The following is a 26,367-nucleotide window of genomic DNA, read 5'->3' on the forward strand; positions in this document are numbered from 1 at the left end:
CTTGTAAATATGAAATGAATTAACCTTGCTCAGAAGTTGTTTTTCTCTTTTTAAAAAATTTAACGACAAAGTAACCGACAATGACGATAGTATTCGCATATAGTAAGTTGTTCATATATAAATCTGTAATATTTCTCAAGGGTCCAAGCATGAAATCCAACATTAGTTCTACCATATTTTTACGCTCCTTTTATCGTTTGTATATTAACGATGACTATTTTGAGAGTTATTCGATAGGGCGAAGTAATACTTTGATACCTTCACCACTTTTTATATGATCGTATCCTTCTGTCCATTGTGTAATATCAAGTTCGTTTGTAATAAGAGATTCTGCGTTGACTTCACCACAGCTTAGTAGTTGTAAAGAAGGTTCCCAATCTGCTGGTTTTTGGCTTCTAGTACCTACAATACGTAATTCTTTTTGAACTATTTGCTCTAAATTGAAAGGGATTTCGCTATCTTTAAAGATACCAACTTGAACATATTGTCCTTTTTTACGTAAAATATCTAATCCTTGTTTGGCGGCAGGTATTGCGCCAGAACATTCTAATACAACATTTGCACCATAACCGTTAGTGACTTTATTTACATATGATTTCAAATCAGTATTTTGAATATTAACTACATGATCTATGTTAAGTTCATTTGCTTTATTTAGTCTTGCTTGATCATTATTCAATCCGGTGATGATAACTTTAGCGCCTTTACTTTTAACAACTTGAGCGACTAACAGTCCAATAGGCCCAGGGCCAATAACAACGACAACATCTTCAGGTTGAATGTCAATTTTAGAGACGGCATGGTGCGCGCAGGCTAAAGGTTCAGTCATCGCAGCAGCTTTGTAAGAAACATTGTCGGGTATGTGATGGGCGCTAGTTGCTGGAGTGACTAAGTATTGCGTGAAACCACCATTTTGTTGAGTACCCAAGCCTTTACGATGATTACATAAGTTATAATCACCGTTTTGACAATAATCACATTCCCTACAAACGTAGTATGTTGTTTCGGAAGTAACACGATCCCCGATATTAAAATTTGTAATATTTGTACCGACTTCTACAACTTCTCCTGAGAATTCGTGGCCTAGTATAACAGGAAAATTCACTTTATAATGTCCTTCGTATGTGTGAATATCTGTACCACAAATACCTGCATAATGGACTTTTATTTTTATTTCATCTTCATTCGGTGAAGGCGTTTCTGTATCTAATAATTCTAGGTTTCCAAAACCTGCTTTAGTTTTAACGAGTGCTTTCATGTGTAGTCAGCTCCTATAAGTTAATTAAATAAGCTAAAGAATTTGAATATAATATAGTTTAAGATGTTACCGCCTTGGTCTATACTTGAAATTTGTGATGAACCAGATGGCATTTTCACATTTGTTCCTTCTGCCATACTTGTGAATATCGGTGCAACATCAGTTGCGATATATAAGGAAATTGCAATCATGATTGTGCCAACAATAACTGAGTGTATAATGTTTCCTCGAGCAGCACCTACAATAAAAGCGACAATAAACGGAATGGTTGCTAAGTCACCAAAAGGTAGCACTTGGTTACCAGGCAAAATAACAGCTAACAATACGGTTATAGGTACTAAAATTAAAGCGGTTGCGATAACTGCTGGATGCCCTAATGCAACAGCAGCATCTAAGCCAATGTAGATTTCGCGATCACCAAAACGTTTGTTTAGCCATGTACGTGCGGATTCTGAAACAGGCATTAAACCTTCCATCAAAATCTTAACCATACGAGGCATCAACACCATAACTGCAGCCATTGACATACCAAGATTGATTACGTCCCCAGCGTTGTAACCAGCTAATAAACCAATTGCTAAACCGAGTACTAAACCGACGAATATAGATTCACCAAATGCACCAAATCTTTTTTGAATCGTTTCAGGATCTGCATTTAAGTTTTTAATTACAGGTACTTTTTGCAATCCTTTTACTAAGAAAATACCTGGAGCATATGAAATGGTACTACCTGTTGCAATAGACACACCAGGTAAGTCATAAAATTTACTCATCATTGGTGCAGTCCAATCAGCCACTTTTAGACAAACAATTTGGAATACTGCAGCGGCTATTAAAGATTGCCAAATACTGCCAGATATTGCATAAACCATGGCGCCCATAAAGGTATAGTGCCAGAAATTCCAGATATCTACGTTCATAGTACGTGTTGTTTTTGTTAATAACATTGCAATGTTAACGACAATGCCTAAAGGAATAATAAATGCAGCAATTGTAGAGGCCCAAGCAATAGAAGACGTTGCTGGCCAACCCACATCAATGACATTTAAACTAACCCCTAAGTTTTTAACCATGGCTTGAGCAGCAGGGCCAAGGTTGTTAACTAGTAAGTCAATAACTAAGAAAATCCCAACGAATGCAACACCAATTGTCAGACCGGACCTGAATGCTGCGCCCACTTTTTGCCTAAAGAATAATCCTAATAGGAATATAACGATAGGAAGTATAACTGTTGCCCCTAAATCTAAAAATGCTTGAATAAAATCTACAAATCCACTCATCCCTTACACCATCCTCTTTATATAAAGTACTATTGGTATAAATTAAGATGTCATTTTGTTATAACTATAAAAAATTGTTTCGGCATTTATCCCAACAGTTCGTATGATTATTTTAATAAATGGTTCATTAGCTTTGTAATGCATCTAAAATTTCTTTTTTAGTATCTTCAACCCCAATACCAGTTAAAAAGTTACGTGCATTAATAACAGGAAAGTCGTATTCTTTTTGCGTCATAGCAGTTGTAACTAATAAGTCTGCTGTATCAACATACGAGCCTACCTCAGAAATTTTTATTTGTTTTAAATCTACTTTGATGTTGTGTTCTTTAGCCATTTCTTCAATTGCACTGTTCACTACCGTTGATGTTGCAATACCTGCACCACATGCTACTAATACTTGTTTCATAATAAATTCCTCCTAATTTTTGATCTGTATATTTAAGATATATTGTTTCAAATTTTTATGATTTCAAAAAACTGCTTATGCTTCTCTAATTTCATGTTCGATAATATCTACGATGTGAGTACTGTTTGTTGAAGTTGCAATGGCTTCAAGTATCTGATTGTTTTGAAAAATACCCATTAATTTTTGGAGTAATGATAATTGTGTATCTTCTTTATCCATTGCGAGCATGAAAATTAATTTTACATCTGTTGTTGCTTCAAGTTCTCCCATAATCACAAAAGGTACGGTTTCTTTAAGTACAGCCACGCCGATAGATTTTGAATTAACGTGTTGAATGTCTGTGTGTGGAATGGCTACCGAACAATACACTGTAGGTAAGCCTGTAGCAAAAGATGCTTCTCTTTCAATAACTGCATTTTCATAAGAAGCTTTGACGTAACCATTGTTGTACATGCGTTTTGCTAATTGACTTAATGCCTCTTCTTTTGTGGCTGCCTCTAAACCAATAATGATGTTAGATGTATCCAATTTTAAACTTTCCATATGGCTCAACCCCTTTGTTTTACTCTATTATTGAAAAGTGTTTAATGACTTCTAACACTTGTGATTTTGAATCCGTTTGTATCATGTTTTGTACCATTTCGGCGTCTTGAGCCAAGTCCCGTAATTGTAGTAGAGGTCTTAAATGTTTGAATTTATCTGTAGCTGCTATAATCACAAATACATTTACATCGAGTCCTGTTTTTAGTGTTAATGGTTCATCTAATACCAACATACTCATAGACGTACGATTCACATTTTGTTCGTTTTCTGCATGTGGTATTGCGATGTTTTGGTTAATAACCATATACGTTGCGTCAAAATATTGAATCATAGAATCAATGTAATTAGCATCTATATAGTGTTGGTTATAAAGTGGTTTAGCAGCTACGCGTATGGCCTCGTCTATATTTTTAACGTGAGAGATTAATTGAATATGATTGATAGGTAGCAAATCTTGCAAATTTAAGTGATAATCCAATGATATTGAAGATGATTCGATTGATGTATAGGCATGAATTTCATCGAACTGTTGTTTAATTTCATTTAATAAGCTGTCCTCATTATGAATATCAGCGTGTTCACGTATCATCGCTAACATTTTTTGAGCGTGTATGTCAGTATCAAATGTGTTGTTAAGTTGTCCGAATACGTGTTGGCGTAGTTGATGTTTTTCTTTAGCAGTTAATATCGTTTTAGTGATATACAATCTCTTATTTGTCATGATGTGCATTGGTGAGAAAACCACATCAAAGTCGAGTGTATAATGGTTAAACTCGCGAAGTGATAATGCATCTAAAAATATAAATTCAGGAAATACACTTCGTAGTTCTTGCAACATTAATTGAGAAATTGATGTTCCTTGTGTACAGACAACAACTGCTTTCACTTTTTTATCAATGTCTTCATCTTGTCTTCTTAAAATGCCACCGATAATAATGGTTAAGTATGCAATTTCATTATCGGGCAGAGGTTGTCGTAATATTTTTTCCATTGGTTTAGAAGAGAGTTTTACAAGATGAAACAATTCTTTATAATCATCTTTCAGAGTATTCTGTAAACTTTCGACATCAGATAATTGATATCTAATTCTGTAAAAAGCTGGCTTCATATGAAACATTAATTGATTAAGTAATGTTTCACGATCTTTAAATGTGATGAAAGTGATTTTTTCAAATTGATCAAGCATAGTCTGAAGTGCTACTTTTAATTCTGGTAAAAATGTCGAATCATCTAGTTCTGACCATTGCACACTTGTTGATAAAAGTTGTAATGTTATAAACAATTTTTCTTGTCGAGGTATATCAGAGTAATTTGTAGTGAGTATTTCTGTTGCTCGATATTCCTCAGTATCCGAAAGATCATCATAGCCAATGGAAAAGGGTGAGACAATTTTGTTATGTTGAATTCTTCTAATAATAAAATAGAGTTTATAACGTAACGTTTGTGTACTTTCGTCTATAAAATTGTTTTGTAAATACTGTTCGATTTTATTAATTTGTGTATCTATGATTTGAAGTTTTTCTTTGCGTAAGCCTAAAATACCAAAAACATCATGGTTTAAAATGTTTAGTGTATATGCTTTATCAATTAAGTTAGTTAAAAGTTTTCTGATTTCAAATTCATTACCTTTTAAATGATAGCCTTTCTGTCGCGAGTATTTCAGGATAATATTATATGGTTCTAGTAATGACTTTAATTGCTTTAAATCGTTTAATACAGTGTTCTTACTAATTTTTAAATCGATAGAAAAGTGATTTAACGATAACACTTCATCTTCTTTAAACAACATCAGTAAAATGAGATGCGCGCGCTGACAAGCAGTATATACTTGCTCATTTTCCTGTGGTAAAGGTTCAATATATACATTAAGAAAATGCTTTATTGCGTCATCAACGATGAAGAAGCCTTGGCTAGTACGCTCTATCGTAGGTAAATTTTGTTCAGTTAACCATGTATTGATTTTTTGGATTCTATAGCCAAGTTGTCTACGAGATATATTGAACATTAATTCGAGATCTTTGCCTTTAAGCCTAGGGTTTTTAATCAATTCTGTAATGACGCTAAAGTTTTCTGTCTGTATATTGAATCCCTCCCTTGTTGTTGACTCTAATTTAGCACATAGCATCAAAGAGTTGTACATTCATCAGACACAAATCCAATTTCATTTTATGTACATCATTGTGATAAAAGTTGCAATATTCAATGAACATCATTGGTCTAAGACTTTTAATTAGATTGTGAAATTAACAAATATATAAAGAGACTTTTTATTTATAAAAAGTGAGAGCGAGATTTTAATAATAGCTTGAAATCACATTTGTCAACAAGGTGTGAAATTACTATAAAATTTTGAACTATTGCGTTTTGAATTGACATATTTTTGACAAAATTTCATAATAGTATATGAATATAAGAATCTAAATATTCACATAAATATGTTTGGAATGATGCATATCGATGAAGTAAGCATAAGATGTAAAGCAAGGACAATGTTGTCAGAGGCAGCAATAAATAAGATTTCAGAGGTATCAGGACAATTACAAATGATCGCCAACTTGAATCAGGCAAATGTTTTTATTGATTGTCCAATAGAAGCGCATGGTGAAGTTATTGTTGTTGCAGAAGCAGTTCCGGTGAATTGTAAAAGCTTGTATCAAGGATCTGTAGTAGAAGCTAATGTTTATGAAAAGTTTGAGCCTGCTGTATTCGAAGTGCTTTCAGGTAGTGAATTTGCACAACATCGAGCAATTTCACAGGAGGGTAAAGTAGTAGAGCAGAGCGCTACTCCAATTAAATTAGCTAATGAAATTATAGGCATTCTAATAATGGAAATAGATGTCAGTAATAAAATTATGGAAGAAAAAAGGTTAAAAGCACTAACACAAGCAACTAGTACTTTAAGTGATTTGGTATCGAACTCAGAAAGTAATCCCATTTTTGTACCAGACATGATTGAAGAAAGTTTGTTTGATTTAGATAATGAGTTGAATATCCGCTACTTTAATTTAGCAGGAGAAGCAATGGTAAGTGAACTTTTATATTTGGACTGTGAAGCAGGGCTGAATTTCATAGAATTGTTTCCATCTATCGAAAATATGCTTACAGATGGACGAATTATCACAATTGAAGAGCGTGCGCTACAAGGGCATTATTTTCAAATTAAATGTATACAGTTGCTTGAAGATGGCGTGATGACCGGTCATTTAATTCTGTTAAAAGATATTACAGATTTAAAAGAAAAAGAACGGGCGTTAATATCTAAATCCGTTGCTATTGGTGAAATTCATCATCGTGTGAAAAATAATTTACAGACTGTTGCCAGTTTATTGCGTTTACAGATGAGGCGAGGATTACCCAATGGAAGTGAAAAGTATTTCCAAGAAAGCCTAAATAGAATTTTAAGTATCGCTTCTGTCTACGAAGTTATACTAGATGAATCATCCACAGATTCTGTAAATATTGATAAATTAATTAAAAAAATTGGGAATATGATCGTTTATAACGAATCACCTAATAAAATGATACATATTAATTATCAAACTGATGAGAATATCCATTTAGTTTCAAATATAGCAGTGTCTATCGCACTAATTGCCAATGAACTTATAACGAATTGCTTAACACATGCATTTAATGGACAAGCAGAAGGGGTAATAACAGTTTGTCTATCTTATAATGCTCAATCTGAATTAATTAATTTAAATGTACAAGACACGGGAAAGACTGCGTGTGAATTCAAACAATCATTTGGTTTGAAAATAGTAAACACAATTACGGAAAATGACTTAGACGGAGCTTTTAAAATTGAACGTAACAGTGTTGGAACGAACGCGAGAGTAGCGTTTCAATACAAAGGGGAGAATTAAAATGACATCTATTATAGTTGTTGAAGACGAGTCAATCGTTAGGATGGATATCGTAGAGATGTTGGAAGCTGCGAATTATAATGTAGTTGCTGAAGTCGGTAATGGAGAAAAAGCATTAGAAGCTACTGATAAGTTTCGGCCAGATTTAATCATCATGGACATTAAAATGCCGAAAATGGATGGTTTAAAAGCAAGCAAAATCATTTCGAAAAAATACAATATTCCCATATTGCTACTGACGGCATATAGTCATTGTGAATACGTAGAAGAGGCGAAACAAGCGAATATAGTGGGCTATATTGTGAAACCTATTTCCGAAGCTCAATTATTACCAGCTGTTGAGATTGCAATGAGGCAAGCTCAAAATATTGCTGAATTAAGGTTTGAAGTGGATCATACTAAGAAACAAATGGACGATAGGAAACTTGTTGAAAAAGCAAAAGGCATATTGATGAAGCAATTAAATTTAACAGAAGAAGCAGCTTATCAGAAACTCAGGAGTAAGAGTATGGATAAGCAAGTGGGTATTGAAATTGAAGCTTCTAAAATCATAGAAAAATTGAGATAACAAAACAAGTGAATATAAAAAGCAAAGGTGCTTATTTGAATTAATCAAATAGGCACTTTTTTGTTTTTTTATAGCCTTTAACAATGGGGGGAACATTATGGAGCATATTGGAACGGTAATTATTTATATTATTATGGCATGCGCAGTGTTAGGTGCATTTGGTGCGATTCGTAATGCAGATAAAGGTATTGGTAAAGAGTTTATGGAAGGGATTTATACGATTGGGCCTATTTTTGCTAATTCAGCAGGCATCATGGCATCAATTCCTTTTATTTCAAAATTCATAGAACAAGTTTTTGGTCCGCTATTTGACAAGATTGGTGCTGATCCAGCAATCGCAGCCACTTCTATACTTGCAACAGATATGGGAGGATATCAACTTGCAGATGTTTTAAAGCAAAGTTATGAAGGGTGGATAATGGCTATGATTGTTGGTTTTATGGCAGGGGCAACGATTGTGTTTACCATACCGCTAGGGTTGCCAATGCTAGATAAACGAGATCATAAGTATATGGCGTTAGGCATATTGTCAGGGCTATTGGCTATACCATTTGGTGTTTTTATTTCCACGGTAATAATTCTATTAAGCCATACAAAAATTAGAACAGTCATTGATACAACAAGTGCAGCAACACATATATTTCAAATTAGCATGTCTACGGTATTTATTAACTTGTTACCATTAATTCTATTTGTATTAATCACAGCAATAGGGTTGTATTTCTTTTCTGACATTATGATTAAAATATTTATTGTCTTTGGTAAAGTTCTAGATACATGTATTAAATTAGTATTTGTCTTTTCTGTAGTAGAAATATTTACAGGTTTGTTTACCACTATATTTGGCAGTTGGGGATTTGACCCCATTATGGCTGATAAGCACGACAATTTTAGAGCATTAGAAAATGCAGGTAATATCGCTATTATGTTATCAGGTGCTTTCCCGATGGTATATTTAATTCGTAAATACTTTTCTACGGGATTGCACAAAGTTGGAAGTAAAGTAGGGTTAAGTGAGGTAGGAAGCGCAGGTTTTATTGCAACAATTGCGAACATTTTAGCAATGCTTAAACTTGTAAGAGATATGCCACCAAAAGATAAGGTGCTCAATATTGCTTTTGGTGTATGCTCGGCATTCTTGTTAGGAGATCATCTTTCTTATACAGCAAATTTTCAACCTACACTGATCCCTGCTGTAATGATTGGTAAGTTGAGTGCAGGTATTATTGCGATTATATTTGCATATCTATTATGTATTCCAAAAGCGAAAAAATTAGAGGAAATTGATAGACGTGCAGGCATTATTGGTGAAGATGAATACTTAGAGAATAAGTAATAATAATAGCTCGAATCTATAAATCTAGAATTTTCACTATTCAGAACGATTGTTTCGAATATAATTCTTACAAAGTTGATGAAAAAATAAGAATGTCTCAGTTATTGTCTATAAAATTAAAAATCCCGAGACTTATAATGTCTCGGGGTTAATTTATGTCTTATTAAGCAAATTGGATTGGAAATACTTTAATTTAATAGTTAACTTAAAGTATTAGCGTATGTCTATTTCTAAATGTGTTTCAAAAGGCCATGAAGTACATGACTTTGTACGGTAGGACTCTAAAGTATTTATAGCAATGTATCATGATTTAGAAGTAGTTTGCAGTGATACCGCCATCCACGTTAATATTTGCGCCGTTCGTCCAGTCTGATTCATCTGATGCCAAGTATAACGCACAGTTTACAATATCTTCTGGTTTCCCAAAGCGGCCAGTTGGTTGTCTGTTTAATCTAGTATTTTTAGCTTCTTCATCTGAGACTAACCACTCCATTAGTAATGGTGTTTCGATTGGTCCAGGACTTATTGCGTTCGTTCTAATACCTTTAGGTCTAAATTGTATAGCTAAGGATTTAGTTAAAGAAACAACAGCGCCTTTTGATGCGGTATAAGCATCTTGTGGTACAGAACAACCCATTTCGGCGACAAATGATGCAATATTAATAATAGAACCAGAATTATGTTTCTCCATTTCAGGTATGACATATTTTGTCATAAAGAAAATGCCTTTAACATTGATATTCATGACTAAGTCCCAAACATCTTCACTTGTATTTACTACAGAATTATCTGCTTCAGGCATAACACCTGCATTATTGTAAAGTACATCAATTTTTCCATAAGATTGAACAGTGTCTGCAACTGCATTTTTAACATTTTCTTCGTTTGCAATATCTACTTTGAACAATGAGGCTTCGCCACCATTGTCTTTAATTATTTGCACAGTTTCAAGACCAGCTTGCTCATCTCTTTCAAAGACTGCAACTTTAGCACCTTCTTTGGCAAAGGTTTGTGCTGCAATTTTCCCCATACCGCCACCTGCGCCGGTAATAATACATACTTTATCTTTTAGTCTCATAAATTGTTCCTCCTTATAATAATAGTTTTGCATGGTATTAGCTCTGTTCAAAATAACGTGAACGTTCCCAAGTCGTGACGTAAGAATCGAAATCATTTTGCTCTGATTGTGCAGCTTCTAAATAGTGATTTGCGACATCTTCACCTAGTACTTCTGTGACAACTTCGCTATTTTTCCATTGCAAGATAGCTTCATGTAATGATGATGGGATTCGCGTGATACTGTCTTGTTCGTAGGCATTACCAACCAATTCCTCACTTAAAGGGATCTTGTTATCAATACCATATAGTCCTGCTCCTATAAGTGCGGAATATGCTAGGTAAGGGTTCATATCTGCACCTGAAATACGTGATTCAAAGCGTAATGAATTGCCATCACCAACTACACGGTAACCTGCTGAACGATTGTCTCTGCTCCATGCGATGCTAACAGGTGCCCAAGAGTTAGGGGCGAAACGTTTATATGAATTGACGTAAGGTGCAAACATTAAACTAAAATCTTTAGTATATTTTAAAATGCCAGCTAAGAAATGTTGCATGGTTTCAGATTTAGGTTCGTCAGCGTCATCACCAGCATAGAAGGCGTTTGTTTTTGTTCCTTTTTCCATCATGCTGAGATGTATATGACCACTTGATCCAGTCCACGCTTCGTAAGGTTTAGCCATAAAGGTTACGGATTTATCATTTTGTATACAAATTTCTTTCATTCCATGTTTGAACATGATGTGTTGATCGGCTGCATTTAAAGCATCAGAATATTTTAAATTGATTTCATGTTGTCCTTTGTATGCTTCACCTTTTGAAGATTCGACAGTGATGCCCATGAGGTGCATTTGGTGTCTTATTTCTTGATAAATAGGCTCGTTTTTACTGCCTTGTAGTAAATTGTAATCTTCATTTAAATGTCCAGCAGCTTCTAAATTGTTGTAACCTTGTTTTGAAATTTCTTCGAAAGAATTATTGAATAAGTAGAATTCTAATTCACTGGCCATATGTGGTGATAAACCATGTGCTTCAGCCTTTTGGATTTGGTGTTTTAATATATTTCTTGGTGCAATACAAATAGGTTCACTACCATCTACGGAGTAGACATCACAAAAGACCATGGCAGTTTTTTCTAACCATGGCACAACTTTTAACGTATCTAAATCAGGTACTGCTAAATAGTCGCCATAGCCCTTATTCCAATTCATAAATTCAAAGTTTTCATTTGTATCCATTTCGAAATTGGTGCCTAGTAAGTAGTTACAAAAATGTGTACCATCTGAAATATCATTTTCTAAAATAAAGTCTCCTGTAATTCGCTTACCCATGAGTCTTCCTTGCATATCACAAAATCCCATGATTATAGTGTCAATTTCATTTGATTTGACTAATTCAATTAATTTATCTTTTGTTATATTTCCAGTTACTCTATTTTTGTTTTGCATATGTGACATCCCCTTAGCTATTTTATTTAAGTAAAGATAATGAAATATATTTTAATTCTAGGAAGCCATCTAGACCGAAGTGACTACCTTCGCGTCCCATCCCGCTTTCTTTAATACCGCCAAATGGTGCTTGAGGTACACTTAATTGAGTTCCGTTAACGCCAATCATTCCAAATTCTAATTGTTCGCTAATTTGATATACTGTATTGATATTATTAGAGAAAAAGTAAGCTGCTAGTCCATAAGGTGAGGCGTTAGCTATTTCTATTGCTTCATTAGTAGATTCAAAAGTAATAATTGGTGCTACTGGTCCAAAGATTTCTTCTTGAGCAATCGACATAGTTGGCGTGACATCAGTTATAACTGTAGGTTGATAAAAAAGTTCAGAGCCTGCTATATCAGCTTTGTGCCCTCCTGTTTGAATAGTTGCACCATTTTCCTGGGATTCTGCTACTAATTTTTCAACTTTTTCAATGGCTTGTTGGTTAATTAATGGACCAACTTGTGCACCGGAGTCATTGCCAGGAGCTACTTTTAGCTTATTAACTCTACTAATGATTTTTTGGGTAATCTCTGATTCGATATCTTTGTGTACGAGTATGACGTTAATTCCATTACACATTTGCCCACTATTCTCAAATTTATTATCGACTACCGCATCAGCTGCGTTATCTAAATCGGCGTCAGGTAATACGATTGCAGGTGCATTACCACCAAGTTCTAGAGATATACGTTTTATTTGTTTGGAAGCTTCACTCATTAAGGTTTTTCCAATTTTAGTAGAACCAGTGAAGGACATTTTTTTAACACGTTTATCGCTAAAAAGTTTGTCAGATATTAACGAAGAGCTACCTGTAACAATATTAGCAACGCCCTTATCGATGCCAGTAGCTATTAATTCTTCAAAAATAGCAATGGCAATTCTAGGTGTTTCACTAGACGGTTTCACAATAACTGTACATCCTGCAGCTAGTGCTGGTGCAACTTTACGTGCAACCATTGCACCTGGGAAGTTCCAAGGTGTAATTAGGCCACAAACACCTACAGGTTGCTTAATTACTGAAATACGTTGGTTTTCAGATGAGGGTGGAATGATTTCTCCATATATACGTTTGCCTTCTTCGGCGAACCAACGAATGAATTTAGCACATACACCAATCTCACCAAATGCTTCGTTATATGGTTTGCCTTGTTCTTCACTCATAATAGTTGCAAGTTCTTCTTGTTTGTTAAGCAAGTTGACTGCCCACTTTTCTAAAAATACTTGTCTAGTTTCAGCAGTATAATTAGACCAACTTTCAAAAGCATTAGCAGCGCTATCAATTGCTTTTTGAACGATTGCACCATCTACACTAGGAACTTCTCCAATCGTTTTACCACTTGCAGGATCGACAACTGATAAAGTTTTTTCAGTTTGAATTTGCTCACCATTTATCCAATTGTAATTTAAATTTCGTGTCATAAAATCGCCCCTTAACATGCAAAAAGGCGCTTATATACACAATCAACGAGATTGAGATATAAGCGCCTTTGCTTAATTTATATTTACTTGTGAAAATTCAAAATAATATTGCTTGTTTCTTTTATATATTGATATAAACAAAGATTACTAAAATTTTTAAATCTTGTCAATATTCAGATAATATATTATACTTTTTCACAATTAAAGGCAGGGGGTATGGTCAATGCAAGATACATTAGATTTACTAGAACATTTGATTCAATTTGATAGCTCTAGTCAGCATACTGCAAACGAAACGATAGACTATTGTGCGGAATGGTTACAAAAAGAAGGTTTGGCGTCAGAAATAATAATAAATAATGGTTATAAGATGTTGGTTTGTAACGTAGGGGAAGGTAATAAAAAACTTGTTTTAAATGGTCATGTTGATGTTGTTAGTGGTAAGAAAAACCAATTTACACCACAAATTGAAGACGGCAAGATTTATGGGAGAGGCTCAGCAGATATGAAAGCAGGCGTCGCTTCATTTATGGTAGCGATGCGTGATTTGAAGAACATTGATTTAGGAGATGTCTGTGTTCAGCTTCAATTAGTAACGGATGAAGAAATTGGAGGATATAACTGCGCTTCATATTTAACGGATCAAGGTTATTTAGGTGATTTTGTAATTTGTGCTGAACCAACACAAATAGGGATTGGCTTTCAAGCTAAAGGTATTTTGCAATTTGATATTCAATTTAAAGGGAAATCAGCTCATGGTAGTAGGCCTTGGGAAGGGGAAAATGCAATTGCTAAAGCAATGGAAGTTTATCATAAAATACTTGATTTACCCTTTGCTAAAGAGTCTACAGATATATTTGAGGCACCTTCAATCAACCTTGCCAAAATTAAAGGTGGCGAAGTCTACAATAAAGTTCCAGATGAATGTCTGATTTCATTTGATATTCGTTATTTACCTAATCAGGATAAAGAAGATATTTTAGCGCAAATTAAAGAGATTACTGATGGTGAAATTTCTTTGAATTTGACTGGCCCAAGCGTTAAAAATGAAATCAGCAATCCTTATATACAAAAATTAATGCAACATATCAAAATGGTTGGAAATAAAGAGCATGTTGATGTGTTCGGGCAACATGGTTTCGCAGATACAAGGTATTTTTCAAGATATGACGTCCCTGCTATTGAATTCGGTCCCTCAGGAGGAGAATGGCATGGTGATGGCGAGTATGCAGTTATTGAATCTTTAGAGACATATAAAGATATTATTATTTCATTTAGTAAGAATTTTGCACATTAGGAAAGAATAACTCATTCATCATGAGGGTAAAGGTTTACTGTAACGAAGATAAATTATAACCTTGGAAATAATAAGCAATTCAATTCCAATCATAAATGAGGAGATCTAATGAATAGAATTAATTTAATCACGTTAGGTGTTAAAGATTTGAAAGCATCACTCCAGTTTTATAAAAATATTGGTTTTAAAACAACTGCCGAGGTAACAGATGATCATTTAGCAATCGTGTTTTTTAATAACGACGGTACAAAATTAGAAATTTTTCCTGTTGAAGCATTAGCAAAAGATATCAATGCAGATAATCCTCCTACAATAACTACAGGTGGCTTTATAGGTATTACTTTAGCTTACAATGCCAAGTCTAAAGAGGAAGTCGATTCAATTTTAGAACAAGTCGAGACATTTGGTGCGACAGTTGTTAAACCAGCTCAAGTTTTAGATTGGGGTGGTTATGGTGGCTATTTTACAGATATCGATGGTTACTATTGGGAAGTCGCATTTGGTGATATGTGGAAATTTGATGAACAAAATATGCTGATTATTCCTGATTAAATTCATGAGATTCGGCAATATAACTATTGAGGATAGAAATGATATAACAGTCATAAGTGGATAAAAATAATGAATGATTAGGTGATTTAATATGGATGTAAGATTTCCAATTGGTAAATTAGACATACCTGAAAATGTAACATTAGGTGATGTTCAAAAATGGCTAGCAGAAATCGACAATTATACACAGCGTTTAAGAGATGTAGTTGAAAATATCACAGATGAAGCATTAAATAAAACGTATCGTGATGGAAGTTGGAATGTACGTCAGTTGGTTCACCATATTGCAGACTCACAACTCAATATGTATCAAAGATTGAAATTAGCATTAACAGATAATAATCCAATCGTCCCACCATTCAATCAAGAGAAATGGGTAGAGTTGGCAGATAGTTCAGCCCCTATTGAATATGCGCTTCAAATGTTAGAGGGGATTAATGCACGCATTGTAGCATTAGGTAATCATATTGATAAAGATCAATTAGAACGTAAATTCACGCTTAAAGATAGTGGCGAGATCACAGTTGCTACAAAATTAGCTAAATTGGCGTGGCATGAAAACCATCATTTAGCACATATTGAAATTGCATTATCGAGATAAGTAGCACTTTCAATTTCAAGCTAATCATCGGTGGATAAATTAGTGATTAACTAGTATTTATATTGTTACAGTTACCATGATAAAGCGCTACGGAATCAATTAACTAAATTGATTCCGTAGCTTTTTTATGTGCATTTGTTTGAACGCGACTAGATAAATAGTTGTTACTTAATTGATTAGAACTATAGATGTTGATGATGTTATTTAAATCTTAACTGAAATGATCTCTATATTTAAGAATGAGTTAAGAAACGTTAATAATCAGTTAATGTTAAATGATTTATTCGCGCCGTATTATAAAACTATGAAAAAAATAAATTGAAAGTAGGTATATATTATGAACATAAAAACATTATTTATTTCGGGAACGGTAGCGACATCATTGTTACTAGGAGCATGTAATAATATGGACACTAAGAAAGAAGATATGGAAGAAAAAACAAAATCTGAGACAAAAATGGATAATAAAGATATGAGTGAAAGTAAAAGTATGAAGGAAGGTATGTTTAAAGGAGAAAATAAAGAAAAAGTAGAAGGCAAGGTGATGATTCATGATAATAAACTGATGTTAAAAGATTTCAAATCATCCAAAGGCCCAGATTTACATGTGTACATCACTAAAGATGGCGATATTAAAAAAGGGAAGAAAATCGACAAAGTTGATTATGACAAATCAGAGCAAACATTTGATTTAAAAGGCATAAATACCGATGAATATAACACCGTAACAATATACTGTGACAAAGCTCATGTAACCTTTGGTTCAGCAGAACTAAAATAATAACCAATTAGTATGTGGATTGACTTCTAGATGATAAGTTGGGTCAATCCACATTATATTATAAAGGAGTGGAGTAATAGGATGATATCAAAAATGATATTGTTGATGATTCGATTAGGTTCTGGTTTTTATATGCTATTTCAAGGTTATGAAAAATTAACAGGTGGTTTTGCGATAGATGGTTTAGTATCAGTAATTAAAGAAAACCAGGATTCCCCAGCTTGGTTTAAATTTTTCTTTGAAGCAGTTGTGGCAAATCATCTAGAAATATTTAAATGGATGGTGCAACTTGGAGAGATTGCTATAGGTCTTAGTCTGATTCTTGGTGTACTTTCATATACAGCAAGCTTTTTTGGTGTGTTTATAATGTTAAATTATATTCTTGCAGATATGATTTTCACATACCCAATTCAATTGTTTTTCTTTATAATTATATTAATGAATAAAGAGATAATAAATTCAATAAGCTTAAATCATTTTATAAAAAGAAAACAATTAAGGAATGATGACAATGCCCCACATACTTATAGCGGATGATGAAAAAGATATTAGAGAAATCTGTAAAACCTATTTTGAATTTGAGGGTTATCAAGTAACCCTTGCCGAAAATGGTAAAGAAGTACTTGGATTCTTAGATGAATCTATAGATTTAATGGTGTTAGACATTATGATGCCTGAAGTGGATGGTTATGACGTGGTTAAAGAAATGAAAGCACAGCAATTAGATATTCCATACATTTATTTAACGGCTAAAACAAGTGAGTCTGATACAATTTTGGGGCTAATGTTAGGCGCAGATGATTATGTAAAAAAACCATTTAGTCCAAGAGAACTAGTGATACGAGCGAAAAATTTGTTAGATAGAGTAGCAACGAAACCTAAAAAACATGAAGTTATCTGTTGTGGTAATCTTAAATTGAATAATATAACTAAAATAGTAGAAATTAATGGTGAGGCTGTACCATTTCGTATTAAAGAGTTTGAGTTACTTTGGTATTTTGTGACGCATGAAGATGAAGCTATTTCAAAAACTTCATTAATCGAAGAAGTTTGGGGTTATGAATTTTACGAAGATGTCAATTCACTTAATGTCCACATTCATCGTATTAGAGAGAAATTGGAAAGTAGTCATTTTAATGAATACACGATTTCGACAGTTTGGGGACTCGGTTATAAGTTTCAAAGGAGTGTTTAAATGACGATCCGTAAGCAATTAATTTATTCATTCATGGGGTCCTTATTTATAACGACGCTTTTGGTTTTTATATTATACAAATTAATGTGGTTCGATGTGCATCAAACTATATTACTGACACTTTGTTCTTTTGTATCAAGCATGATGACAATGGCTATCGCGATATTTTTCTCTGTTCCAATGATTTATAAAATTGAAAAGTTAAATGACCGCACTGATCAAATTGCTAAAGGTAATTATAAAGTCGAAGATTTAAATATTCAATCACCGAAAGAATTAAAAGAATTAAGTGATGCCTTTAACCAAATGACTATAAAAATCGATAACCAAATGAATCAAATTTAAGCAGAACAAGATGAAAAATTATATATGGTTCAGAATTTAGCGCATGACTTAAAAACACCGCTAGCTAGTATTAAGTCCTATTCAGAAGGGCTTAATGACGGCATAATTTATACTGAATTAGCCAAGCAAGATGCTTATCAAGTACTTATTAGACAAGCAGACCGTTTAAATCAAATGTTTGATGACTTAACAGATGTCATGTCTGTAAATAATAAGCGCTCCGATACGCGAATCAATATTGATCAATTATTAATGCCTATTTTGGAATCATATCAACAGTGTTTGAAAAAGAACAAGAGACAATTAGAAGTTAATATGCCACTCAATATAAAAGCTTTCTATCAAGATAAGATCGCATTGGAACGAATTGTTACGAATTTTATAGATAACGCATTAAAATTTTCAGATACTGATAAAGTAGTGACCATTACAGTATTTGAACATGAACGTAATATGTTAGGCATTTCAGTGAAAGACGAGGGCATAGGTATAAAGGACGTACATTTAAAATATATTTTTGATAGAACTTATAGAGTAGATAACTCAAGAAATAAAGAAACTGGTGGATCTGGGTTAGGGTTATATATTGCGTCGACATTAGCTAAACAAATAGGTGGTGAAATTTCTGTTGATAGCACATTTGGAGAAGGCACGACGATGACAGTGTATTTCCCGAGAAATTAAACGGTTTGATTCATATGATTATTGTATAAAAGGTATGTTGTTTGGATAATCCAAATTAATGTACCTTTTATTATGTTTGTTTAAATTTAAATCAATAATTAGTAGAAAAAGAGCAGAGTTTTCGCACTAATTACATTAATGTTACAAAGATATACATTGATAGATAAACTATAGAGACTTTCATGGCAGTTTTCAAAAAAGATTTTGTCATAAAATTAACTAGATTGTATGTAATTAGGATGTAAAAAAGACGTCTGTTATTTTAATTTCATTGTAACCTACAGGAGTTTTATGGATGTTATAGTACTATTTGTGAATTAATTGAAGCAGTAAATTATCTATGTGTTTAGGTAATTGAAATTCAATAACAATTTTAAAAATAAAAACGAAAATTATCTTCTGGGAGGATTATTAATAATGAAAAAAACAGTAGTAGCATCAACATTAGCAGTAGGATTAGGTGTAACAGGTTTCGCAGCAGGAAATTCAGCAGACGCTTCAGAGCAAGGTGTAGATAAAGCACAATTAGCTCAACAAGCACAAACTAATCCAGAATCATTAAACGAAGCGCCAGTACAAGAAGGTGCTTATAACATTAACTTTAATCATAATAATTTAAACTATAGCTTCCAATCAGACGGTCAATATTGGACTTGGAGCTATGGTCAAGGTAATGCTTCAGCAGAGCAACCAGCACAAGCTGAACAACCAACTCAACAAGCTCAACCACAACAAACAGAGCAAGCATCAACTGAGCAACCAGCTCAACAAGCTGCTCCACAAACTGAACAAACTCAACAACCAAAACAAGAAACAACTCAAAAAGCTTCAACTTCTTCAAATGAATCAAGCTCAAGTGAAGCTTCAGAAGGTTCATCAGTAAATGTTAACTCTCATTTACAAGCAATCGCGCAACGTGAATCAGGCGGCGACTTAAAAGCTGTTAACCCATCATCAGGTGCAGCAGGTAAATATCAATTCTTACAAAGCACATGGGATTCAGTAGCACCAGCTCAATATAAAGGTGTATCTCCAACAGAAGCACCTGAATCAGTACAAGATGCTGCAGCAGTTAAACTTTACAACGAAGTTGGCGCTTCACAATGGGTAACTGCATAATAAAATAGAATTTCAAATTTTGATTATATGAATTTTAAGAGGCTAGGACATTAATAAATGTTCTAGCCTCTTATTTGTTTATGCTTAATGCATTTATGTGAACTTAGTAAGTCAGCTAATATTAATATAATTTAAGTTGTTCGAAATAAGATAATTCTCTATAAAAAATTGTTTTTTATTTGGAATTTGGGAATTGGATAAAGGTATAATTTGTTAGATAGTCATATATAAATATAATTCTGTAATAGCTAAAATGGAATATTTTAGCTATTGATATATTCTAGGTTACTCTTTTAAATGTGTGAAAAATAAGAGCTATGTAGGTATTATTTTCACACTAATTACAAGCATGTTACATAACTAAAAGTGTATAAATACACTTTTTTGCCTTTGTGAAAGTTTTTAAGTAGTCATATATGTATGATTAACGTACTTTTTAACGTAATGATGATGTAAAAAATCGATTGTTTTTTAATTTGGCTGTAACCTATGAGCTTTTTATGGGTGTTATAGTAGTAATTACAAATTAGTTGTAAAAAGTAAATATTTTCCTTTGTTGGAATTGCAATCTAATTTTTAAATCTAAAAATGGAAATTATCTCTTAGGAGGATTATTAATAATGAAAAAAACAGTAATTGCATCAACATTAGCAGTAGGACTAGGTGTGACAGGATTAGCAGCAGGAAATTCAGCGGATGCATCAGAACAAAATATTGATCAAGCAAATTTAGCACAACAAGCTCAAAATAACCCAGAACAATTAAATGAATCAGCATTACATGATGGTTCGTATAACTATAACTTTAATCAAGACGGAGTAAACTACAACTTTACTTCAGATGGTGAAAACTTTAGCTGGAGCTATGGTGAAGGATCAGGAGAAGGTTCAACTAGCTCATCAGCACAAAATACAGATAACAGTGGACAACAAAGTGGACAAGCGGCACAAACTGAACAAGCTTCAAGTGGGCAATCTGAACAAGCACAACAATCAACTCAACAAAGTGCACCAAAACAAGAGTCAGCTCAACAACCACAACAAGAAACAACTACACAATCTTCAGCTAGCTCAAACGAATCCTCAGATGAAGCTTCAGAAGGTTCATCAGGTGTGAATTCACACTTACAACAAATCGCACAACGTGAATCTGGTGGCGATATTCATGCTACAAATCCATCATCAGGCGCTTCAGGTAAGTTCCAATTCTTACAAAGCACATGGGATTCAGTAGCACCAGCTCAATATCAAGGTCAACCAGCTGGTAATGCACCAGAAGCAGTACAAGACGCTGCAGCACAAAAATTATATGATGAAGTTGGCCCTTCACAATGGGTAACTGCATAATATAGATATTCGGTATCAAAAAGATTATAAACTTTAATAATAAGATAACGGTTGGGGCACACAAATGTCTCAGCCGTTATTTTTTATTTTTGACAATTTCTTTAAACTCAATCAATGATCGATGTAAATATGGGTATACATAAAATAATACAACGCGTAGTTTTTAATGAAAATTTTAAAGATACACAAATTTTTGGAATATAGATAGGGGTAATGAATATGAGAAAACTTGTAGTGTTCTTGCACAGTTCTTTGGACGGTTTTGTTGAAGGACCACAAGGTGCCATGGATATTGGATGGATTGCTTACAATCATGAATTGGAAGATTTTGCTAATGAAGTGTTGCAAACTGCAGACACAATTGTTTGGGGACGCAAAACCTATGAAATGATGTATGATTATTGGCCAACCGTATCATCAAATGAAAATGCTTCTAAACATGAACTTAATCACGCGAAATGGATTGAAAATGTTGAAAAAGTCATATTTTCTAAAGGTTTGAATCGTGTCGATTGGCATAACTCACGATTAGTTAAAAAGAATGTTAAAGATGAAATTATTCATATGAAGCAACAAGAAGGTAAAGATATTGTAGTATTGGGAAGCCCTCGATTCGCACATTATTTGATGCAATTGGATGTAGTAGATGAATATAAAATGACTGTTTCGCCTACACTGATTGGTAAAGGATTGCCATTATTTCAAAACATACATGAACAAGTAGATTTGAAATTAATTGATAGCAAAACGTTTGAATCAGGTGCTTTAGGACTTATTTACCAAAAAAATAAAGCGTAAGCAAAAAGTAGAGGTTGGTTAAGTCACCGACCTCTATTTTTGAATAGTAGATTATCCTCATTCGTTGTGAAAGGCTTGCTCTAATGTTGCAATATCGAACTTTTTCATTTTTAACAATGCTTCTGTAACACGTTTGATTTGTTCAGGTGTTCCTTTACTAATCATTTCGTCCATTTGTTTAGGTGCAATTTGCCATGAAAGCCCAAATTTATCTTTAACCCAGCCACATTGTTCAGCTTCAGGAACGGCAGAAAGTTTATCCCAATAAGCATCAATCTCTGCTTGGTCTTCTGCAGTGATTAGCAGAGATATACCTTCATTGAATTGAAAGTCATATTTATATGCGCTATCCATGCAAGTGAACCATTGATCTTCAAGTTTGAATGTTGCATATGCTAAGTGAGATATGCTATTCGGTTCCAAACCCTTTGGATAATAAAATTTATATCCTTGTTCGCTTTGCTTAAATACATGAGTATAAAAATTCATTGCTTCTTCAGCGCGTCCGTTATTTTCGTTCATAAACATGATTGAGGGTGTTATACGATGTTCAAATGTTTGATCAGTTACGAGTAATTGCCAAGAAACATCAAATTGGTCCTGAACCCAACCATATTTTTCACTGAAATCATATTGAGCTAAAGGCATAACCGCTCTGCCATTTTCTATTAATTTTTGATAAATATCTTCTAATAAATTTGTCTCAGATTGTTTAAATAAAACTGTAAAAGAAATCGAAGGATTCTTTACAAAATATGGTCCAGCGTTAATTGCCATAAAACGGAAGCCATAAATATCGAAAATGAGCTGGTTAGCGTCTCCAGACGGGGTGTCTTTCAGCGTGACCTCTGTAATAAGATGTGTTTCTGGAAATATATTTTTATAAAAGTCAAAGGCTTGTTCTGCTTCAGTATCAAACCATAAATGTGGCACAATTTTTTGGTGAGTCATGACCCTCATCTCCCATTTTTTAATTTAATACATGTTATATACCCGTTTTACATAGATTGAAGAAATAATGATGATATATTAATGTATAACAGAAAAAAGCTGAGACATGCTTATGTCTCAGCTTTAAATAGGATTTTAGAAATATCGATTAAGTTGAAATACACTTAGAGTTAGTCTGTCAGTACAATCAATATGTTAATATGTGCTTAATGCTTTTATTGATTTACTAATTCTTTGAAGTTTTCTAAGCGGTTAGCTTTTTCTTCGTCACTAATATCATGTTTTTTTACGTAGCGATTATTTTCATGCGCGGCACATTCATGAGAGCAAGCTCCTAAGTAACGTGCTTCATTCTCTTCTGACACGAGAATTTGTTTATTACACTCAGGATTGCTACAGTTGATATAGCGTTCACATGGCGTACCATCAAACCACTCTTTACCTACAACTGTCTTATCTACATGGTTTACTTCAACACTGATACGTTCATCAAAAACATACATCTTACCGTCCCAAAATTCACCTTTTGTTTCTGGATCTTTACCGTAAGTAGCTATGCCACCTTCAAGTTGACTCACATTTTCGAAGCCTTCTTTTAATAAATAACCTGAGAATTTTTCACAACGAATACCGCCAGTACAGTAAGTTACAATTTTTTTATCCATAAATTGATCTTTGTTTTCTTTAATCCAATCAGGTAAATCTCTGAATCTTGTAATATCAGGACGAACTGCACCACGGAAATGACCAAGGTCATATTCGTAATCATTTCTCGCGTCGATAACGATTGTATCGTCGTCTAGTAATGCTTCTCTAAATTCTTTTGGAGATAAATAATCACCAGTTAATTCTCTTGGATTGACGTCGTCTTCAAGGTCTAAAGCTACGATTTCTTGTCTTGGGCGAACATGCATTTTCTTGAAAGCATGTCCTTCAGCTTCATCAACTTTAAAAGTAATATCTTGAAATCTGTCATCAGATTTTAATGCAGCCATATATTTATCGGTAGCTTCAATCGTACCTGAGACTGTACCATTAATGCCTTCTGTCGATACTAAAATACGGCCCTTAAGCTCTAATTCTTTACAAAATTCTAAATGTTCTGTGGCAAAAGTTTCGGGGTCTTCAATAGTTGTATAATTATAATACAATAATACTCTGTAATCCATAATACTATTCTCCTCTAATTGATTTTTATCGTTATTCATTTATATTAATTTTGGGTTATAGTGGTTCGCGTAAAAAGTATGCATCACATTTTATTTAATATAAGAACAGTTTATACTTTGAATAAAAGCACAAAATTCTCCTTATTACATTGTAACAAAAAAGGGATAATATTCAATTTATAAATTTGACTAAATTCAATATTTTAATTAAACGATTAATAGACTGGTGGAATTATTTGATGGAAAATATGTTTAATACAAATATTAGCTGGAATTAATTACGCTTCCACTGCTATTTGTAAAAACTTTATTGTTAAATCGTATAATATGAGTTGATTTTACTGTTCGTAAAAAGACAAGACTAGTATAAATAGAAGTTATTGAGATATCCTGTGAGAATTACTATACTTTATTAAATATAAGAAGCAATAGGAGTGATAATGATGGAAACTGTTTATTTAGCAGGTGGGTGTTTATGGGGCGTACAAGCCTTCGTCAAAACACTTCCTGGTGTTGTTAATACTGAGGCGGGTAGAGCTAACGGTACTTCGAATACTTTAGAAGGGGAGTATGACGGTTATGTGGAAGTTGTTAAGACAGACTTTGACCCTGAAAAAGTAACCATAACAAAGTTGATGGGGTATTTATTTGAAATTATTGATCCATACAGTGTAAATAAGCAAGGGGAAGATATTGGTTTGAAATATAGAACTGGTTTATATAGCGAAAACCCTAAACACTTGAAAGAAGCGCAATCTTTTATAGATTTACATGATAATCATCACCTTATTGCAACGGAAGTGTTACCTTTAACAAATTATGTTAAAAGTGCTAGAGCACATCAAGACCGACTATCCAAATTTCCAAATGATTATTGTCACATACCTAAAAAACTTATGACTAAATACACATAGTCGCGAAGTTATAAAGAGTGCTTGTAGTGGGTAGAAGTGACAATAATACTAAATGCGGAGTTTATTTAGTTTATCTATATAAAAAGTTGCACAATTATATTTTTTTGTAGCGAATGATTCAGAGAATAAATTAGACGTATGCTATAATATACGTTATTACTAAATATTGGTGCGATTAGGAGATTTTCAATTATGAATAAGCCCAAATATCAAATTGTAGCGAATGAAATAAAGGAAAAAATAATAAATAAAACGTATCAAGTCGGCATGTTACTACCAACAGAAAAACAATTTCAGGATAGATATCATGTGAGTCGCTATACGATAAGACAGGCGATGGATGTACTTGTTAAAGAGGGATTTATTAAAAAGAAAAAGGGTTCAGGCTCTTATGTGAGCTATAGTTATTTGAACGCGCGCCAAACGAATGAAACTAAAAAAATAGGTGTTATCGTGACATATTTATCGGATTATATTTTTCCGAGTATCATTAGAGGTATAGAAAATGTGTTAAGAAAAAATGACTATTCCTTAATACTAGCAAGTACTAATAATAATCATGAAGAAGAACGTAAATGCTTAGAAATGATGTTGAACCAAGGTGTGACAGGATTAATTATAGAACCTACTAAAAGTAATGTTTATAATCCAAATCTATCTTATTATTCTCTATTCAAACAACGCGACATTCCGATTTTAATGATAAATGCCAAATATGATGAATTGAGTTTGCCTTATACAGCAATTGATGATGTGAAGTCTGGTTATTTAGCGACTAAATATTTGATTGATCATGGGCACGAGCACATTGCGTTGATTACGAAAATTGACGACAACCAAGGTAAGCTAAGGATGAAGGGTTATTTTAATGCCTTTGAAAACAATCATATTCTATTTAAAGGTGAACATATCTATACATTTGATACTGAGAGTAAACTACAAGTAATCGAACAAATTGTAGAGCATATTTGTAATAAAAAGATTAATATTACTGGCTTAGTTTGCTATAACGACGCTATTGCATATGAAGTCATGCAGGAATTGAAAAAAAGAAATATACAAATACCGAATGACTTATCGGTTGTAGGACAAGACAATTCAGTATTGAGTAAGTTAAGTGAGATGAATTTAACTACAACTTCTCATCCACAAGAATTACTAGGTAGTAGAGCTGCTGAATGGATGATTAGTGCAATAGATACAGATAAACAACAAACCTCACAACTCATAGATACATATATTATAGAACGTAATTCAGTGAAAAAAATATAAATACTGACTCAAACCAATAAAGATGTTGGTTTGAGTCTTTTTTTACGCTCTTACATGTACGGACATAATATATTATATATTGACATGTACGGACAAATAATATAAGGTGTATTTGAA

Annotated in this window: 25 protein-coding genes and 1 pseudogene; 15 read left to right on the forward strand and 11 right to left on the reverse strand. The window is 33.4% G+C overall.

Annotated features, from left to right (window positions below; translation table 11 throughout):
• Positions 1-19 precede the first annotated feature (19 nt).
• The 6 genes from D9V42_RS15280 to D9V42_RS06170 form a co-directional block, all read right to left on the reverse strand.
• Positions 20-175, reverse strand: coding sequence for a hypothetical protein (locus D9V42_RS15280; RefSeq protein WP_167456090.1), 156 nt, complete (start codon positions 173-175; stop codon positions 20-22).
• Positions 176-226: 51 nt separating this feature from the next.
• Complete coding sequence (locus tag D9V42_RS06150) at positions 227-1,258, reverse strand: zinc-binding dehydrogenase (RefSeq protein ID WP_122063879.1); 1,032 nt, start codon at positions 1,256-1,258, stop codon at positions 227-229.
• Between the two features lie 20 nt (positions 1,259-1,278).
• Positions 1,279-2,538, reverse strand: coding sequence for a PTS galactitol transporter subunit IIC (locus tag D9V42_RS06155; protein WP_107555624.1), 1,260 nt, complete (start codon positions 2,536-2,538; stop codon positions 1,279-1,281).
• Positions 2,539-2,665: 127 nt separating this feature from the next.
• Positions 2,666-2,944: a PTS sugar transporter subunit IIB gene (locus tag D9V42_RS06160; RefSeq protein ID WP_017724017.1), complete on the reverse strand. Its 279-nt coding sequence runs from the start codon at positions 2,942-2,944 to the stop codon at positions 2,666-2,668.
• A 75-nt stretch (positions 2,945-3,019) separates the two neighbouring features.
• Entirely contained in the window at positions 3,020-3,487 is a 468-nt protein-coding gene (locus D9V42_RS06165) for a PTS sugar transporter subunit IIA (RefSeq protein ID WP_107555625.1), read from the reverse strand.
• A 19-nt stretch (positions 3,488-3,506) separates the two neighbouring features.
• Positions 3,507-5,627: a BglG family transcription antiterminator gene (locus D9V42_RS06170; RefSeq protein ID WP_122063882.1), complete on the reverse strand. Its 2,121-nt coding sequence runs from the start codon at positions 5,625-5,627 to the stop codon at positions 3,507-3,509.
• 295 nt (positions 5,628-5,922) lie between these two features.
• Between D9V42_RS06170 and D9V42_RS06175 the strand changes: the two genes are divergently transcribed.
• The 3 genes from D9V42_RS06175 to eutH all read left to right on the forward strand — a co-directional run bounded on the left by D9V42_RS06175 (position 5,923) and on the right by eutH (position 9,257).
• Positions 5,923-7,353, forward strand: coding sequence for a sensor histidine kinase (locus D9V42_RS06175; RefSeq protein WP_244204778.1), 1,431 nt, complete (start codon positions 5,923-5,925; stop codon positions 7,351-7,353).
• A 1-nt stretch (position 7,354) separates the two neighbouring features.
• The gene (locus tag D9V42_RS06180) at positions 7,355-7,921 is read left to right on the forward strand and encodes an ANTAR domain-containing response regulator (RefSeq protein ID WP_122063887.1); all 567 of its coding nucleotides are present in this window, start codon (positions 7,355-7,357) and stop codon (positions 7,919-7,921) included.
• A gap of 97 nt (positions 7,922-8,018) precedes the next feature.
• Positions 8,019-9,257: an ethanolamine utilization protein EutH gene (eutH, locus tag D9V42_RS06185; protein WP_122063890.1), complete on the forward strand. Its 1,239-nt coding sequence runs from the start codon at positions 8,019-8,021 to the stop codon at positions 9,255-9,257.
• 310 nt (positions 9,258-9,567) lie between these two features.
• Here the strand turns inward: eutH and D9V42_RS06190 are convergent, their stop codons facing one another.
• From D9V42_RS06190 to D9V42_RS06200, 3 genes are read right to left on the reverse strand one after another with little or no spacing between them, the layout of a single operon-like run.
• Complete coding sequence (locus D9V42_RS06190) at positions 9,568-10,335, reverse strand: SDR family NAD(P)-dependent oxidoreductase (RefSeq protein WP_122063893.1); 768 nt, start codon at positions 10,333-10,335, stop codon at positions 9,568-9,570.
• A gap of 37 nt (positions 10,336-10,372) precedes the next feature.
• Complete coding sequence (locus D9V42_RS06195) at positions 10,373-11,764, reverse strand: glutamine synthetase family protein (protein WP_122063895.1); 1,392 nt, start codon at positions 11,762-11,764, stop codon at positions 10,373-10,375.
• A gap of 22 nt (positions 11,765-11,786) precedes the next feature.
• Positions 11,787-13,226, reverse strand: coding sequence for an NAD-dependent succinate-semialdehyde dehydrogenase (locus D9V42_RS06200; protein WP_122063898.1), 1,440 nt, complete (start codon positions 13,224-13,226; stop codon positions 11,787-11,789).
• A 223-nt stretch (positions 13,227-13,449) separates the two neighbouring features.
• On the opposite strand from D9V42_RS06200, the gene D9V42_RS06205 reads away from it, so the two are divergent.
• From D9V42_RS06205 to D9V42_RS06250, 10 genes and pseudogenes are all read left to right on the forward strand, one after another.
• Complete coding sequence (locus D9V42_RS06205; protein WP_122063901.1) at positions 13,450-14,523, forward strand: M20 family metallopeptidase; 1,074 nt, start codon at positions 13,450-13,452, stop codon at positions 14,521-14,523.
• A gap of 108 nt (positions 14,524-14,631) precedes the next feature.
• The gene (locus D9V42_RS06210; protein WP_122063904.1) at positions 14,632-15,075 is read left to right on the forward strand and encodes a VOC family protein; all 444 of its coding nucleotides are present in this window, start codon (positions 14,632-14,634) and stop codon (positions 15,073-15,075) included.
• 91 nt (positions 15,076-15,166) lie between these two features.
• A complete protein-coding gene (locus D9V42_RS06215; RefSeq protein WP_122063907.1) occupies positions 15,167-15,676 on the forward strand; it encodes a YfiT family bacillithiol transferase in 510 nt (169 codons plus the stop codon).
• Positions 15,677-16,013: 337 nt separating this feature from the next.
• Positions 16,014-16,457: a DM13 domain-containing protein gene (locus D9V42_RS06220; protein WP_122063910.1), complete on the forward strand. Its 444-nt coding sequence runs from the start codon at positions 16,014-16,016 to the stop codon at positions 16,455-16,457.
• Between the two features lie 84 nt (positions 16,458-16,541).
• Positions 16,542-16,994 carry a DoxX family membrane protein gene (locus tag D9V42_RS06225; protein ID WP_233665325.1) on the forward strand — a complete coding sequence of 151 codons (453 nt, stop codon included), beginning with the start codon at positions 16,542-16,544 and terminating at the stop codon, positions 16,992-16,994.
• Complete coding sequence (locus D9V42_RS06230) at positions 16,969-17,652, forward strand: response regulator transcription factor (protein WP_122063916.1); 684 nt, start codon at positions 16,969-16,971, stop codon at positions 17,650-17,652. Before D9V42_RS06225 ends, D9V42_RS06230 begins: the two co-directional genes overlap by 26 nt.
• A pseudogene (locus tag D9V42_RS15740) lies at positions 17,653-18,681 on the forward strand (HAMP domain-containing sensor histidine kinase).
• A gap of 417 nt (positions 18,682-19,098) precedes the next feature.
• The gene (locus D9V42_RS06240; protein ID WP_107555632.1) at positions 19,099-19,800 is read left to right on the forward strand and encodes a transglycosylase family protein; all 702 of its coding nucleotides are present in this window, start codon (positions 19,099-19,101) and stop codon (positions 19,798-19,800) included.
• A gap of 620 nt (positions 19,801-20,420) precedes the next feature.
• Positions 20,421-21,146: a transglycosylase family protein gene (locus D9V42_RS06245; protein WP_122063919.1), complete on the forward strand. Its 726-nt coding sequence runs from the start codon at positions 20,421-20,423 to the stop codon at positions 21,144-21,146.
• A 219-nt stretch (positions 21,147-21,365) separates the two neighbouring features.
• Positions 21,366-21,944, forward strand: a complete 579-nt coding sequence (locus D9V42_RS06250) for a dihydrofolate reductase family protein (protein WP_122063922.1) — start codon at positions 21,366-21,368, stop codon at positions 21,942-21,944.
• Between the two features lie 57 nt (positions 21,945-22,001).
• Here D9V42_RS06250 and D9V42_RS06255 read toward each other — a convergent pair whose 3' ends face one another.
• Together D9V42_RS06255 and trhO are read right to left on the reverse strand one after the other, a co-directional pair.
• Positions 22,002-22,895 carry a VOC family protein gene (locus D9V42_RS06255; protein WP_122063924.1) on the reverse strand — a complete coding sequence of 298 codons (894 nt, stop codon included), beginning with the start codon at positions 22,893-22,895 and terminating at the stop codon, positions 22,002-22,004.
• 215 nt (positions 22,896-23,110) lie between these two features.
• Positions 23,111-24,064, reverse strand: coding sequence for an oxygen-dependent tRNA uridine(34) hydroxylase TrhO (gene trhO / locus D9V42_RS06260; protein ID WP_122063927.1), 954 nt, complete (start codon positions 24,062-24,064; stop codon positions 23,111-23,113).
• Between the two features lie 443 nt (positions 24,065-24,507).
• Here trhO and D9V42_RS06265 point away from each other — a divergent pair, with 443 nt between their 5' ends.
• Both D9V42_RS06265 and D9V42_RS06270 read left to right on the forward strand, forming a co-directional pair.
• Complete coding sequence (locus tag D9V42_RS06265) at positions 24,508-24,978, forward strand: peptide-methionine (S)-S-oxide reductase (RefSeq protein ID WP_122063930.1); 471 nt, start codon at positions 24,508-24,510, stop codon at positions 24,976-24,978.
• Positions 24,979-25,170: 192 nt separating this feature from the next.
• A complete protein-coding gene (locus D9V42_RS06270; protein WP_107556060.1) occupies positions 25,171-26,250 on the forward strand; it encodes a GntR family transcriptional regulator in 1,080 nt (359 codons plus the stop codon).
• The last annotated feature ends 117 nt before the right edge of the window (positions 26,251-26,367 follow it).

Source organism: Staphylococcus pseudoxylosus (assembly GCF_003697915.1).
Classification (GTDB): domain Bacteria; phylum Bacillota; class Bacilli; order Staphylococcales; family Staphylococcaceae; genus Staphylococcus; species Staphylococcus pseudoxylosus.

Excerpts from the sequence above, each read along its gene's own strand:
- D9V42_RS15280 (WP_167456090.1), bottom strand. The coding sequence starts at position 175 with ATGGTAGAACTAATGTTGGATTTCATGCTTGGACCCTTGAGAAATATT.
- D9V42_RS06150 (WP_122063879.1), bottom strand. The coding sequence starts at position 1,258 with ATGAAAGCACTCGTTAAAACTAAAGCAGGTTTTGGAAACCTAGAATTA.
- D9V42_RS06155 (WP_107555624.1), bottom strand. The coding sequence starts at position 2,538 with ATGAGTGGATTTGTAGATTTTATTCAAGCATTTTTAGATTTAGGGGCA.
- D9V42_RS06160 (WP_017724017.1), bottom strand. The coding sequence starts at position 2,944 with ATGAAACAAGTATTAGTAGCATGTGGTGCAGGTATTGCAACATCAACG.
- D9V42_RS06165 (WP_107555625.1), bottom strand. The coding sequence starts at position 3,487 with ATGGAAAGTTTAAAATTGGATACATCTAACATCATTATTGGTTTAGAG.
- D9V42_RS06170 (WP_122063882.1), bottom strand. The coding sequence starts at position 5,627 with ATGTACAACTCTTTGATGCTATGTGCTAAATTAGAGTCAACAACAAGG.
- D9V42_RS06175 (WP_244204778.1), top strand. The coding sequence starts at position 5,923 with ATGTTTGGAATGATGCATATCGATGAAGTAAGCATAAGATGTAAAGCA.
- D9V42_RS06180 (WP_122063887.1), top strand. The coding sequence starts at position 7,355 with ATGACATCTATTATAGTTGTTGAAGACGAGTCAATCGTTAGGATGGAT.
- eutH (WP_122063890.1), top strand. The coding sequence starts at position 8,019 with ATGGAGCATATTGGAACGGTAATTATTTATATTATTATGGCATGCGCA.
- D9V42_RS06190 (WP_122063893.1), bottom strand. The coding sequence starts at position 10,335 with ATGAGACTAAAAGATAAAGTATGTATTATTACCGGCGCAGGTGGCGGT.
- D9V42_RS06195 (WP_122063895.1), bottom strand. The coding sequence starts at position 11,764 with ATGCAAAACAAAAATAGAGTAACTGGAAATATAACAAAAGATAAATTA.
- D9V42_RS06200 (WP_122063898.1), bottom strand. The coding sequence starts at position 13,226 with ATGACACGAAATTTAAATTACAATTGGATAAATGGTGAGCAAATTCAA.
- D9V42_RS06205 (WP_122063901.1), top strand. The coding sequence starts at position 13,450 with ATGCAAGATACATTAGATTTACTAGAACATTTGATTCAATTTGATAGC.
- D9V42_RS06210 (WP_122063904.1), top strand. The coding sequence starts at position 14,632 with ATGAATAGAATTAATTTAATCACGTTAGGTGTTAAAGATTTGAAAGCA.
- D9V42_RS06215 (WP_122063907.1), top strand. The coding sequence starts at position 15,167 with ATGGATGTAAGATTTCCAATTGGTAAATTAGACATACCTGAAAATGTA.
- D9V42_RS06220 (WP_122063910.1), top strand. The coding sequence starts at position 16,014 with ATGAACATAAAAACATTATTTATTTCGGGAACGGTAGCGACATCATTG.
- D9V42_RS06230 (WP_122063916.1), top strand. The coding sequence starts at position 16,969 with ATGCCCCACATACTTATAGCGGATGATGAAAAAGATATTAGAGAAATC.
- D9V42_RS06240 (WP_107555632.1), top strand. The coding sequence starts at position 19,099 with ATGAAAAAAACAGTAGTAGCATCAACATTAGCAGTAGGATTAGGTGTA.
- D9V42_RS06245 (WP_122063919.1), top strand. The coding sequence starts at position 20,421 with ATGAAAAAAACAGTAATTGCATCAACATTAGCAGTAGGACTAGGTGTG.
- D9V42_RS06250 (WP_122063922.1), top strand. The coding sequence starts at position 21,366 with ATGAGAAAACTTGTAGTGTTCTTGCACAGTTCTTTGGACGGTTTTGTT.
- D9V42_RS06255 (WP_122063924.1), bottom strand. The coding sequence starts at position 22,895 with ATGACTCACCAAAAAATTGTGCCACATTTATGGTTTGATACTGAAGCA.
- trhO (WP_122063927.1), bottom strand. The coding sequence starts at position 24,064 with ATGGATTACAGAGTATTATTGTATTATAATTATACAACTATTGAAGAC.
- D9V42_RS06265 (WP_122063930.1), top strand. The coding sequence starts at position 24,508 with ATGGAAACTGTTTATTTAGCAGGTGGGTGTTTATGGGGCGTACAAGCC.
- D9V42_RS06270 (WP_107556060.1), top strand. The coding sequence starts at position 25,171 with ATGAATAAGCCCAAATATCAAATTGTAGCGAATGAAATAAAGGAAAAA.